The 11,574-nt window shown below is 72.7% G+C and carries 12 protein-coding genes; 6 read left to right on the top strand and 6 right to left on the bottom strand.

Annotation, left to right across the window (positions count from 1 at the left end):
* Positions 1-3 precede the first annotated feature (3 nt).
* Together L0965_RS02030 and L0965_RS02025 are read left to right on the top strand one after the other, a co-directional pair.
* On the top strand, positions 4-2,046 hold the full coding sequence (locus L0965_RS02030; RefSeq protein ID WP_101305473.1) for a biotin carboxylase N-terminal domain-containing protein: 2,043 nt from the start codon (positions 4-6) through the stop codon (positions 2,044-2,046).
* Entirely contained in the window at positions 2,043-2,522 is a 480-nt protein-coding gene (locus L0965_RS02025; protein WP_060959946.1) for a MaoC family dehydratase, read from the top strand. The genes L0965_RS02030 and L0965_RS02025 overlap by 4 nt, the downstream gene beginning before the upstream one ends.
* Before the next feature lie 2 nt (positions 2,523-2,524).
* Here L0965_RS02025 and L0965_RS02020 read toward each other — a convergent pair whose 3' ends face one another.
* The 4 genes from L0965_RS02020 to L0965_RS02005 are packed head-to-tail and all read right to left on the bottom strand — an operon-like array spanning position 2,525 to position 5,169.
* A complete protein-coding gene (locus tag L0965_RS02020; RefSeq protein WP_060959947.1) occupies positions 2,525-3,118 on the bottom strand; it encodes a TetR/AcrR family transcriptional regulator in 594 nt (197 codons plus the stop codon).
* A 22-nt stretch (positions 3,119-3,140) separates the two neighbouring features.
* Positions 3,141-3,602: a MarR family winged helix-turn-helix transcriptional regulator gene (locus L0965_RS02015; protein WP_223848815.1), complete on the bottom strand. Its 462-nt coding sequence runs from the start codon at positions 3,600-3,602 to the stop codon at positions 3,141-3,143.
* Positions 3,603-3,628: 26 nt separating this feature from the next.
* On the bottom strand, positions 3,629-4,273 hold the full coding sequence (gene ribA / locus L0965_RS02010; protein ID WP_060959949.1) for a GTP cyclohydrolase II: 645 nt from the start codon (positions 4,271-4,273) through the stop codon (positions 3,629-3,631).
* Positions 4,273-5,169: a VOC family protein gene (locus L0965_RS02005; protein WP_101305472.1), complete on the bottom strand. Its 897-nt coding sequence runs from the start codon at positions 5,167-5,169 to the stop codon at positions 4,273-4,275. Before L0965_RS02005 ends, ribA begins: the two co-directional genes overlap by 1 nt.
* Before the next feature lie 179 nt (positions 5,170-5,348).
* Here L0965_RS02005 and L0965_RS02000 point away from each other — a divergent pair, with 179 nt between their 5' ends.
* Both L0965_RS02000 and L0965_RS01995 read left to right on the top strand, forming a co-directional pair.
* Positions 5,349-5,954, top strand: coding sequence for a TetR/AcrR family transcriptional regulator (locus L0965_RS02000; RefSeq protein WP_234057905.1), 606 nt, complete (start codon positions 5,349-5,351; stop codon positions 5,952-5,954).
* Positions 5,955-5,956: 2 nt separating this feature from the next.
* Positions 5,957-7,624, top strand: a complete 1,668-nt coding sequence (locus L0965_RS01995) for an MDR family MFS transporter (RefSeq protein WP_101305470.1) — start codon at positions 5,957-5,959, stop codon at positions 7,622-7,624.
* Here L0965_RS01995 and L0965_RS01990 read toward each other — a convergent pair.
* Both L0965_RS01990 and L0965_RS01985 read right to left on the bottom strand, forming a co-directional pair.
* Positions 7,591-8,250: a response regulator transcription factor gene (locus tag L0965_RS01990; protein WP_060959952.1), complete on the bottom strand. Its 660-nt coding sequence runs from the start codon at positions 8,248-8,250 to the stop codon at positions 7,591-7,593. The two genes, L0965_RS01995 and L0965_RS01990, sit on opposite strands and share 34 nt — an antisense overlap.
* Entirely contained in the window at positions 8,247-9,431 is a 1,185-nt protein-coding gene (locus L0965_RS01985; RefSeq protein ID WP_232783985.1) for a sensor histidine kinase, read from the bottom strand. The genes L0965_RS01990 and L0965_RS01985 overlap by 4 nt, the downstream gene beginning before the upstream one ends.
* A 131-nt stretch (positions 9,432-9,562) precedes the next feature.
* On the opposite strand from L0965_RS01985, the gene L0965_RS01980 reads away from it, so the two are divergent.
* Positions 9,563-10,282, top strand: a complete 720-nt coding sequence (locus L0965_RS01980; protein WP_101305469.1) for an ABC transporter ATP-binding protein — start codon at positions 9,563-9,565, stop codon at positions 10,280-10,282.
* Positions 10,279-11,574, top strand: a complete 1,296-nt coding sequence (locus L0965_RS01975) for an ABC transporter permease (RefSeq protein ID WP_060959956.1) — start codon at positions 10,279-10,281, stop codon at positions 11,572-11,574. The genes L0965_RS01980 and L0965_RS01975 overlap by 4 nt, the downstream gene beginning before the upstream one ends.

The following is an 11,574-nucleotide window of genomic DNA, read 5'->3' as shown; positions in this document are numbered from 1 at the left end:
CGCATGAGCGCCCTCCGCACCGTCCTCATCGCCAACCGCGGCGAGATCGCCGTCCGCATCATCCGGACACTGCGCACGCTCGGCATCCGCTCGGTCGCCGTCTACAGCGACGCCGACGCCGACGCGCTCCACGTGCGCCTGGCCGACGAGGCGGTGCGGCTGGGGCCCGCCGCCGCCGCGCAGAGCTACCTGTCGATCGAACGCGTGGTGGATGCCGCGCTCGCCACCGGTGCCGAGGCGATCCATCCGGGGTTCGGCTTCCTCGCCGAGAACGCCGCCTTCGCACGGGCCTGCGCCGACGCGGGCCTCGTCTTCATCGGCCCGTCGCCCGAGGCGATCGAGGTCATGGGCGACAAGATCTCCGCCAAACGCACCGTCGCCGCGCGCGGCGTGCCCACCGTCCCCGGCATCGCCCGCGCGGGCCTCACCGACGCGGAGCTGATCGCGGGGGCGGCGGAGGTCGGCTTCCCGGTGCTGATCAAGCCGTCCGCGGGCGGCGGCGGCAAGGGCATGCACGTCGTCACGGAGGCCGCGGGGCTTCCGGCCGCGGTCGCCGCCGCCCGCCGGGAGGCCGCGGCATCCTTCGGCGACGACACGCTGTTCCTGGAGCGCTACGTCACCGCACCGCGCCACATCGAGGTGCAGATCCTCGCCGATGCGCACGGCACGGTGGTGCACCTCGGCGAGCGCGAGTGCTCGCTGCAACGGCGCCACCAGAAGGTCGTCGAGGAGGCGCCCTCCCCTCTGCTCGACGCCGCGACGCGCGCGCGCATCGGCGCGGCCGCGTGCGAGACGGCGAGGAGCGTCGGCTACGTCGGGGCGGGCACGGTCGAGTTCATCGTGCCGGGCGACCGGCCCGACACGTTCTTCTTCATGGAGATGAACACCCGCCTGCAGGTGGAGCATCCCGTCACCGAGATGGTCACGGGCCACGACCTCGTCGAGCTGCAGCTGCGGATCGCCGCCGGGGAGCCGCTGCCGTTCGCCCAGGAGGACGTGCGCCTGGACGGTCACGCGATCGAGGTGCGCGTCTACGCGGAAGACCCGCGCGCCGGGTTCCTGCCCACCGGCGGTCCGGTCACGCGCGTCGTCCACCCGTCGGGGGCCGGGGTGCGGGTCGACACGGCGCTCGAGGACGGCCTCGTCGTCTCGACCGACTACGACCCGATGCTGGCGAAGCTCATCGCGTGGGGCCCCGACCGAGAGGAGGCGCGCCGGCGCCTCGTGCGCGCGATCGACGGGACGGCGATCTTCGGCTTCGAGACGAACCTCACGTTCCTCCGCCTGCTGCTGGAGCGCCCCGAGGTGGTCTCCGGCGCGCTCGACACCGGCCTGATCGCCCGCGTCTTCGACGAGCTGCCCTTCCCCGACGTCACGGAGCGCACCTTCGCGGAGGCGGCGCTCGTGATGCACGCGGCGTCGGCGACCCGGGCCCCCGACGCGACCGTGAGCGGCCCCTGGAGCCGCGCCGACGGCTGGCGTCTCGGCGCGGCGGCGGCCCCGAGCGTGTACGACCTCGTGTCCGCCGACGCCGAGGCCCGCGTGCGGGTGTGGTCCACGCCGCAGCGCGTCGCCGTCGGCGATACGGCGCCGGTCGCGGCATCCGTGCGGCGGCATGGCGCGGACGGCGGGTCGGCCACGGTCGTCATCGACGGTCGCGGCCGCACCTTCCCGGTCGCCGCCGCCCCCGCGGGGCTGTGGCTGCGCAGCGACGCCGGGGCCGTCCTCGTCTCCGAGCGCACGATCGACGACGCCGCGGACGACCGCGCGGACGCGTCGCCGACGATCGCCTCCCCCCTGCCGGGGACCGTCGTGATGGTGGCCGCGCACGACGGCGCGCGGGTGCGCGCGGGAGAGCCGGTCGTCGCCGTGGAGGCGATGAAGATGGAGCACGTGCTGCGGGCCGGCGTCGACGGCATCCTCCGCCTGCGCGTCGCGGTCGGCGACCAGGTGGTGCGCGGCGGCGTGGTCGCCGCGATCGAGCCCGCGGACGAGGATGGGCACGAGGACGAGGACGAGGACGAGGACGAGGAGGGGACGACGTGAGCGAGGTCATCCGGCAGCGGGGACTGTACTTCGAGGAGTTCATCGAGGGGGCGCTCTACGTGCACGCCCCGGGGCGCACCGTGACGGAGACCGACAACGTGCTGTTCACGACGCTCACCATGAACACGCAGTCGCTACACCTGGATGCCGCGTGGGCGGCCGGCACGGAGTTCGGCGAGCGGCTCGTCAACAGCATGTTCACGCTCTCAACGATGGTCGGCCTCTCGGTCGCGCAGCTGACCCAGGGCACGATCGTGGCGAACCTGGGATTCGGGGAGGTACGCTTCCCGGCTCCCGTGCGTCACGGCGACACGCTGTACGCCGAGACGCTCGTCGTCGGCACGCGGCGGTCCGCCTCACGTCCCGGTCAGGGCGTCGTCGAGCTCGCCCACACGATGCGCAACCAGCGCGGCGAGGTCGTGGCGACCGCGACCCGCAGCGTGCTCATGCGGTGCGCACCGACCGAGGAGGGGTGAGCTCAGGCCTCGTCCCGCAGCGCACGCCGCGCCATCCCGGCGAGGATCCGTGCCGCGTCGTCCCCGCTCGCCCCCGCACTGTGCGGCGTCGAGTTGAGCAGGCCGAAGACGCCGAGCAGGCGGGTCTCGCGTTCGGGCGCGCTCAGGGCCGGCGCGGCGGTGGCGAGCACGACGTCCCACTCGGCGACGTACGCGCGCTGCAGCCGCCGCACCCGATGGTTGGTGTCGGAGTCGAGACCGGCGAGCTCGCGATCCTGGATGCGGATGATGTCGGGCGCCGCCGTCGCGAAGCCGATGTGGAAGGCGATGAGCTCGTCGAGCACGGCTCCCGCGGCGACGGCGTCGGACGGACCTGTGCCCGCGACGATCTCTCGGCCGCCCTGCAGCAGCCGCTCGCTGGCGTCGACCAGGAGCTCGGCGAGGATCGCGTCCTTGCTCGGGAAGTGCTTGTACAGCGCCGGGCCGCTCATCCCCACCGCCTCGCCGATCTCGACGGTGGTGACGGCGGCGAAGCCGCGACGGGCGAACAGCGCCGCCGCCTCCACGAGCAGTCGCGCCCGCCGGTCGGCCTTCTGCGAGCTGCGCCAGGTGGTCACGGTGCCAGCGTACCGACGCGGCTCACTGGTGCGCCCCGAACCGGTGGTCCGGGTCGAGACGCTCGCCGAGGACGGCCGTGATCCGCGCCAGGTGGGCGAGGTCGTCCGCGGAGAGCGCGTCGACCACGAGCGAGCGGGCCGTCGCGATGTGGCCGGGGGTGGCCCGGATGAGCTCCCGGCGCCCCGCGCCGGTCAGGGTCACCCGGCTCACCCGACGGTCGGTGGGGCACCCGCTCTTGAGCACGAGACCCCGCGTCTGCAGACGCGAGCACACGTGGGACAGCCGCGACAGCGTGGCGTTGGTCGCCTCGGCGACCTCGCTCATGGTGGCCGTGGCCTCCGGCATGCGCCGGAGGAAGGTCATCACCCCGAACTCGTAGTGCGTCAGGGCGGAGTCGCGCTGCAGCTGCGAGTCGAGCGCGCTGGGCAGCAGGTCGCACACGCGGATGAGCCCGAGCCAGGCCTCTGCTTCGGCGGTGGTCATGCGCGGAACGGGATACACCATGATCCTCAGGCCGCGGGGACGTCGATCGTGTGACCGGTGTGGTCCCGCTTGGCACGCAGGTAGCGCGCGTTCGCGTCCGTCAGGTGCACGCCGGTGGCCACGGCATCCGCCACCTCGACGCCGAGCGCGCGCAGTTGCGCGACCTTGTCGGGGTTGTTCGTGAGCAGACGCAGCCGGTGGATGCCGACGGCGTGCAGCATCTGCGCGGCGGCGCTGTAGTCGCGCTCATCCTCGCCGTGCCCGAGGGCCGTGTTGGCCTCGTAGGTGTCGAGCCCCTCGTCCTGCAGCGCGTAGGCGTCGAGCTTCGCGTACAGACCGATGCCGCGTCCCTCCTGCCGGAGGTAGAGGAGCGCTCCGCCGTCCTCGGAGAGCCGCTCGACGGCCTCGCGCAGCTGCGGTCCGCAGTCGCACCGCTCGGATCCGAAGACGTCGCCCGTGAGGCACTCGCTGTGCAGACGGACCAGCGGTGCGCTCTCCCGCGCGCGGGGCCTTCGTCCCTCGAAGCTCAGCAGCAGGTGCTCGGCGCCGTCCACCAGAGCGTGGAAGGTGTGCACGCGCGCCGTCGTCTCGTACCCGTCGGAGAAGCGCAGCGGCACCGTCACCGCGGTGCGGACGGTCGCCGCCGGCAGCCCGCCGGCCGTGAGCGCCATCAGGCGCTCCCCTCGGGGAGCACGGTCAGCAGCGTCCCCCACGGATCGCGCAGGCGCACCCCGGCGCCGTCGTCCTGCACCGCGATGCCCGCGTGCCGCGCACGATCGGCGAGGGCGAGCACGTCGTCGCGCTCCGGCATCCGCAGCCGCACGTCGCCGAGTCCGAGCGACACGGCCCGCGGGCCGGCGCCCGCACTGTGCCACGTGTTCAGTCCGATGTGGTGGTGGTAGCCGCCCGCGGAGAGGAACAGCGCGGAGCCCACGTCGATCGACACGTCGAAGCCGAGCGTGTCGACGTAGAAGCGCCGGGCGGTGGGGATGTCGCCGACCTGCAGGTGGACGTGGCCGACGGTGGCCTCGTCGGCGGTCGTGCGGGCCGGGTCGAAGTGCTCGCGGAGGAAGGCGTTGGGGTCGATCGCGGTGTTGCGCGGCATCCATCCGGCGGGCTTGTCCTGCCAGACCTCGGTGGGCAGATCCCAGTACAGCTCGATGCCGTTGCCCTCGGGGTCGTGGAAGTAGAACGCGTTGCTGAAGGTGTGGTCGGTCGCGCCCTCGAAGGTGTCGCCGGCGCGGCGCGCCATCGACATCACGGCCGCCGACAGCGCCGCACGATCGGGGAACGCGATCGCCGTGTGGTACAGGCCCGCACCGTGGCGGTCGAACGGCGGGAGCTCGGGGGCGTGCGTGAGCGCGACGATCGGGATGCCGTCACGGCCGAGGGTCGCCTGCGCGCCGGACTGGTCGAGGATCTCGAGCGAGACGGCGTCGCGGTAGAACGCGGTCTGCGCGTCGAGGTCGCCCACGAGCAGCTCGACGGTGTCCATCCGCGTGGCGTCGGCGGCGGCACCCGCGGTGTGCACCGGCGCGGGCCGCCAGTCGAGGGTCGCGGCCCTCATGCCGGCACCCCGCCACCGACGACGGTCAAGGAGACGATGAGCACGAGCGGTCCTTTCGGTGGGCCGTCGGCGACTCCGAGCGGCGATGGTTGATGCAACAACAAAGTGCGATCCGCATTCCCGGCGCCGCGAATCCGTGAAATTTGCACTGTCGCCCCAAGAGTGCAAACATGCACTCTGTGACCGAGAGTGCAAACGGATCCCGCGGGAGACGCATCGCCGAGACAGCGGCCGCGCTGCGCACCGCCGCACGACGGCTGACCGCCGCGCACGGACTCAACGGGTTCACGATCGACCAGCTGTGCGCCGACGTCGGGGTCTCACGCCGGACGTTCTTCAACTACTTCGCATCGAAGGAGAACGCCGTGCTCGGGCTCACGCTGCGCGCGCATCTCGAGGAGCTCGACGAGCGGTTCGTGCACGGCGACGGCGACCTGCTCGACGAGTACCTGCACCTGCACGCCGCCCGCTGGGCACTGATGGGCCACACCCGGACGGAGGCCGAGGAGGTCGGGCGCCTGCTCGCGGACGAGCCGCGCCTGCACGCCCAGCTGATGTCGATCATGGCGGATGCCGAGGTCAACGACATCGCGCTGGTGCGCAGCCGCCCCGACGCGCCGACCGACCCGCTCGTCGTCGACATGCTCGTGCGGATGATCAATCCGCTCCTGCGGTCCGCGATCGCGGCGTTCTTCGACGAGGAGCACCCCGACTTCCTCACCCTCCTGCGCCGCCGCGCCGACGCGGGCCGCGCCGCCCTCTCCCCGACCTCGCCGAAGGAATGACCATGTCCGCCGCCGCCTCGCCGTCCACCTCCCCCCTGCTGCTCACCCCGCGGCGCGTCTGGATCATCTTCGGCGCGCTCATCGCCGGGATGCTCCTGTCGAGTCTGGACCAGACGATCGTCTCGACGGCCATGCCCACGATCGTCGGCCAGCTGGGCGGAGTCGAGCACCAGGTGTGGATCACCACCGCCTACCTGCTCGCGACCACGATCGTCATGCCCGTCTACGGCAAGTTCGGCGACGTGCTCGGCCGGCGCCGCCTGTTCCTCATCGCGATCGCGCTGTTCACCCTGGCCTCGGTCGGCTGCGCGCTGGCGAGCGACTTCTGGATGTTCGTGTTCTTCCGCGCCGTGCAGGGGCTGGGCGGCGGCGGCCTGATGATCCTGTCGCAGGCGATCATCGCCGACATCGTCCCCGCCTCGGAGCGCGGCAAGTACCTCGGCCCGCTCGGCGCCGTCTTCGGTCTCTCCGCGATCGCCGGCCCCCTGCTGGGCGGGTTCTTCGTGGACCACCTGACCTGGCAGTGGGCGTTCTACATCAACATCCCCGTCGGCATCGCGGCGTTCGTCATCGCCCTGTTCGCGCTGACGCTGCCCGACAAGCGCGCGACCCGCCGGATCGACGTCCTCGGCATCGTGCTGCTGTCGATCGCGACGACCTGCCTCATCTTCTTCACCGACTTCGGCGGCGACACCGACTTCGGCTGGACCTCGCCCGCCACCTGGGCGTGGGGCCTGGGGCTGGTCATCGCGGCGGGCGGCTTCGTCCTCGTCGAGTCCCGCGCCGAGGACCCCATCATCCCGCTCCACCTGTTCCGCAACCCGGTGTTCCTCAACGCGACGGCGATCGGACTGACGCTCGGCATCGGGATGTTCGCGGCGATCGGGTTCGTGCCCACGTTCCTGCAGATGTCCTCCGGCACCTCGGCGGCCGAGTCGGGGCTGCTGATGGTGCCCATGATGGCGGGACTGATGGGCACCTCCATCGCCTCCGGCATCCTCATCAGCCGTTCGGGGCGCTACCGGATCTTCCCGATCGTGGGCACGCTGGTGACGGGCGCGTCGATGATCGCGATGACGACGCTCACCGCGGCGACGCCGATCTGGCTCATCTGCGTCTTCCTGTTCTTCTTCGGCGCGGGCCTGGGCCTGATCATCCAGGTCGTGGTCCTGGTCGTGCAGAACGCGGTGCCCGCCGCCGAGGTCGGCACCGCCACCAGCACCAACAACTACTTCCGCGAGGTGGGCGCCGCCCTCGGCACCGCGGTGTTCGGCACCCTCTTCACGACGCGGCTCACCGATAACCTCCGGGACGTCTTCTCCTCCGCGGGGGCCAGCGCGTCGGAGTCGGCGGCGGCCACCGCGAACCTCGACCCGCAGACGCTCGCGACCCTTCCCCCGGAGGTGCGCGACGGGATCGTGAACGCCTACGCGGACGCGCTCGCGCCGGTGTTCTGGTACCTCGTCCCCTTCATCGCGCTCGCCTTCGTGCTGGCGCTCACGCTGAAGCAGATCCCCCTCTCCGACGTCGCCGGCCTCGTCGCGCGCGGCGAGGCGATCGGCGGCGCCGAGGCCGAGGAGCGGGAGCGGGAGCAGCGCGCCGCCGCCGGCACCGGCGCCCCGGCGACCGGTGACGATCAGGACCCGGGCGCGACCAGTCCGCTCTCGTAGGCGGCGATGACCAGCTGGGCGCGGTCGTGCGCGCCCAGCTTGGTCATCACGCGCTTGAGGTGGGTCTTGGCGGTGTGCGGCGAGATGAACAGCTCGGCCGCGATCGCGTCGTTGGAGCGGCCGCGGGCCACGAGCACGAGGATCTCCCGCTCGCGGTCGGTCAGCGGCGCGAGCGAGCGGGGCGCCGCGACCGGGGCCGTCGAGCGCACGAATCTGCCGATGAGCGCGCGGGTGGCGGCCGGCGAGAGCAGCTCGTCGCCGGCGTGGACCGCGCGGACGGCGCGGCCGATCTCCTCCGGCTCGGCGCCTTTGCCCACGAAGCCGCTCGCTCCCGCGCGCAGCGCCGCGACGACGTACTCGTCCTCCTCGAACGTGGTGAGGATGAGCACGCGCGTGTCGGCGAGGGCGGGGTCGCGGCAGATCAGGGTGGTCGCCTCGATGCCGTCCATGCGCGGCATCCGGATGTCCATGACGACCACGTCCGGCCGTCGCCGGCGCACCTCCTCGACGGCGCTCTCGCCGTCCGTCGCCTCCGCGACCACCGTGATGTCCGGCTCGCCGTCGAGGAGGTCGCGCACGGCGGTGCGGATGAGCGCCTGATCGTCGACCACGACCACGGCGATCACGAGGCGACCACCGCATCGATCGGCAGCCGCGCCGCGAGCCGGAAGCCGCCCGGCGCGCGCCCCGACTCGAGCCGGCCCCGCACGGACCCCACGCGCTCCTTCAGCCCCAGCAGGCCGAACCCGGATGCCGGGCCCGACTCGACCGGCAGGCTGCGGTCGACGGGGTTCGTGACCACGACCTCGAGCGCGTCGTCCTCGAGCCGCAGGAGGACGTGCGCCCGCGCGCCGGCCCCGTGCTTGAGCGCATTGGTGAGCCCCTCCTGGATCACCCGGTACGCGACGATGTCGACCGCCAGCGGAAGCGGGGTGTCGACGAGGTCGCCGCCTTCGTCGCGCAGCACCACGTCGAGACCGGCGACCCGCACCGACTCCACGAGCTCCGGCAGCCGGGCCAGCCCCGGCTGCTCCCGCAGCGCGGTCGTCTCATCCGCGCGCAGCACGCTGAGCATGCCGCCGATCTGGCTGAGCACGTCGCGGGAGGCCGTGCGGATCGTCGAGAGCGCCTCCCGCGCCCGCTCCGGGCGGGAGTCGAGCGCCGCCGAGGCCACCCCCGCATTGAGGCTGATCACGGAGATCTGGTGGGCGACCGCGTCGTGCAGATCGCGCGCGATGCGCAGCCGCTCCTCCGTGACGCGCCGACGGGCCTCGGCGTCGCGGGTCTGCTCCGCGCGGCGGGCGCGGTCGACGACGGCCGTGAGGTACGCGCGGCGCGAGCGGACCCCGTCCCCGACCGCGGCCGCGAGCGCCAGGGCGAGCCCGATCTGCAGGAACCGCGTGTCGGCTCTCGTCGCGACGGTGACCCCGATGCCCACGCCCACCACGACGGCGACCACGATCGCGGCCGCCGCGACGGCGGTGCGACGGGAGGTGTCGCGGGCGACGATGAACATCGCCACCAGCGCCGCGAGGGCCGCCCCGGGAGAGTTCGTTCCGCACACCAGCGCGGCGACGTAGGCGGCCGCGCAGAGCGCGAGCGTCACCACCGGCCAGCGCCGCCGCAGCAGCAGCGCCGGGGCGGGCAGGAGGACGAGGACGAGGACGAGCGGAGTCGACGGCCGCAGCTCCGCCATCGGCAGGGGGAGCAGGGCGGGGAGGACGACGAGCACGACCAGGACGACGTCCGCCGCCCACGCCGGGCCCACGGGGTGCGGCGGCGGGAAGGTGTCGTCCGGTGAGCTCACGACTCCAGTCTGACGCCCCGGACACCACAACGGATCGCCCCGGCGAGGGATCCCGGCATCCCCCGCCTGGGGTACGCATCTGCCGCAGCCACGGGATGCCGCCGCGCCGGCCGACGGGAAGGCTGGTCGTCATGACATCCGATCCGGCGCCGTCCGCGCCCCCGCCCCTGCTCTCCGTCCACGACCTGCACAAGTCCTACGGCCGCGGCTCCGCCCGCTTCGACGCTCTCCGCGGCGTCAGCCTCGACATCCGGCGGGGAGAGAGCATCGCGATCGTCGGCAAGAGCGGTTCGGGCAAGTCCACGCTCATGCACCTGCTCGCGCTCATGGACGCCCCCACCAGCGGGCGGGTGCTGCTCGACGGCGTGGATGCCGACACCCTCCGCGGCCGCCGCCTGAACCGCACCCGCAACAAGACGTTCGGGTTCGTCTTCCAGCAGTTCTTCCTGACCTCCAGCGCCTCGGTGTTCGACAACGTCGTGCTGCCGCTGAAGATCGCGGGGGTGAGCCGCGCGGAGCGCCGCCGCCGCGGCATGGCCGCCCTCGCCGAGCTCGACATGGCCGACAAGGCGCGCAACAAGGCGACGGCGCTGTCGGGCGGGCAGAAGCAGCGCGCCGTCATCGCGCGCGCGCTCGTGAACGATCCCGACGTGATCTTCGCCGACGAGCCCACCGGCAACCTCGACTCGGCGACGGGAGCGGTGGTCGAGGACATCCTCTTCCGCCTCAACCGCGAGCACGGCATCACGCTGATCGTCGTCACCCACGACGAGGAGCTCGCGGCGCGCTGCGACCGCCGCGTCCAGATCCGCGACGGCGTGCTCGTCCCCGACGAGAGGAGCGCCGCATGAAGACCGCCGATCTGCTGACCACCGCCGTCGGCAACACGTTCCGCTCGAAGACGCGCACGATCCTCACCATCCTCGCGATCTTCGTCGGCGCCTTCACCCTCACCATCACGAACGGGCTGGGCACGGGCATCAACCGGTTCATCGACAGCACGGTCGCCTCCTTCGGGGCCTCCGACGTGCTGACGGTGACCAAGACCGTCGCCGCGACCGGCGGCGGCCCGCAGGAGTACGACCCCGACGCCGTCGCGTCGAGCCAGCCCGGAGCCCCCGGCGGCGGCACGGCGTCGGTGACGGCGCTCACGCCCGACGACATCGCCGCGATCACCGCCACCGACGGCATCCTGAAGGTGGAGCCGGTGCGCACCGTGACGGCGGACTACATCCAGTACGCGGACGGTCCCCGCTACGTCGCGAGCGTCGGGACGCTCGTCGCCGGTCAGACCCTGCAGCTGGCCGCCGGAGCCGCACCCGACGACGCCGACGGCACGCCGCAGGTCGCCATCCCCCTCGCCCTCGTGGAGCCGCTCGGCTTCGCCGACGCGGAGGATGCCGTGGGCAAGACGGCCACGATCGCCGTCACCGACCCCCTGCGCGCGCAGCACACCGTCACCGCCCGGATCACCGGGGTCACCGAGGCGGCCTTCGCCGCCGGCACCTCCGTCACGCCGAACACCGCCCTCACCGATGCGATGTTCGCGCTGCAGAACGACGGCGTGCCCCAGGACCAGCTGGACCGCTTCGCGAGCGCCGACGCCTGGGTGTCCGCCGACGCGACGCCGGCGCAGCTCGACGACGTCAAGGCCGCACTGTCGGCGCAGGGGTACACCGCCACGACCGTCGCCGATCAGCTCGGCACCTTCACCGCCGTCATCAACGGCATCGTGCTCGTGCTGAACGCGTTCGCGGTCATCGCGCTGCTGGCGGCGAGCTTCGGCATCGTCAACACCCTGCTGATGTCGGTGCAGGAGCGCACCCGGGAGATCGGGCTCATGAAGGCGATGGGCATGGGCAGCGGCCGCGTCTTCACGCTGTTCAGCCTCGAGGCGGTGGTCATCGGCTTCCTCGGCAGCGCGATCGGCGCGCTGGTCGCGATCGTCGTCGGCACGGCGGTGAGCGCGCAGCTCGCCACGAGCCTGTTCTCCGACCTGCCGGGCCTCGAGCTGATCGCCTTCGACCCGGTCTCCATCCTGGTCACGACGCTGATCGTGATGGGCATCGCGTTCCTGGCCGGCACGCTGCCGGCCGCGCGGGCCGCGCGGGCCGACCCGGTCGAGTCGCTGCGCTACGAGTGA

Origin of the sequence: Microbacterium sp. NFH-22A-Y (genome assembly GCF_021401375.1) — a bacterium.
GTDB classification, from domain to species: domain Bacteria; phylum Actinomycetota; class Actinomycetes; order Actinomycetales; family Microbacteriaceae; genus Microbacterium; species Microbacterium hominis.
The sequence above is the reverse complement of the archived record's forward strand: the minus strand, read 5'-3'. Positions and strand labels throughout refer to the sequence as shown.

Bases quoted from the DNA above. Each gene is read 5' to 3' on its own strand.
- L0965_RS01975 (WP_060959956.1), top strand. From the start codon at position 10,279: ATGAAGACCGCCGATCTGCTGACCACCGCCGTCGGCAACACGTTCCGC.
- L0965_RS01995 (WP_101305470.1), top strand. From the start codon at position 5,957: ATGTCCGCCGCCGCCTCGCCGTCCACCTCCCCCCTGCTGCTCACCCCG.
- L0965_RS02015 (WP_223848815.1), bottom strand. From the start codon at position 3,602: ATGACCACCGCCGAAGCAGAGGCCTGGCTCGGGCTCATCCGCGTGTGC.
- L0965_RS02030 (WP_101305473.1), top strand. From the start codon at position 4: ATGAGCGCCCTCCGCACCGTCCTCATCGCCAACCGCGGCGAGATCGCC.
- ribA (WP_060959949.1), bottom strand. From the start codon at position 4,273: ATGGCGCTCACGGCCGGCGGGCTGCCGGCGGCGACCGTCCGCACCGCG.
- L0965_RS01980 (WP_101305469.1), top strand. From the start codon at position 9,563: ATGACATCCGATCCGGCGCCGTCCGCGCCCCCGCCCCTGCTCTCCGTC.
- L0965_RS02005 (WP_101305472.1), bottom strand. From the start codon at position 5,169: ATGAGGGCCGCGACCCTCGACTGGCGGCCCGCGCCGGTGCACACCGCG.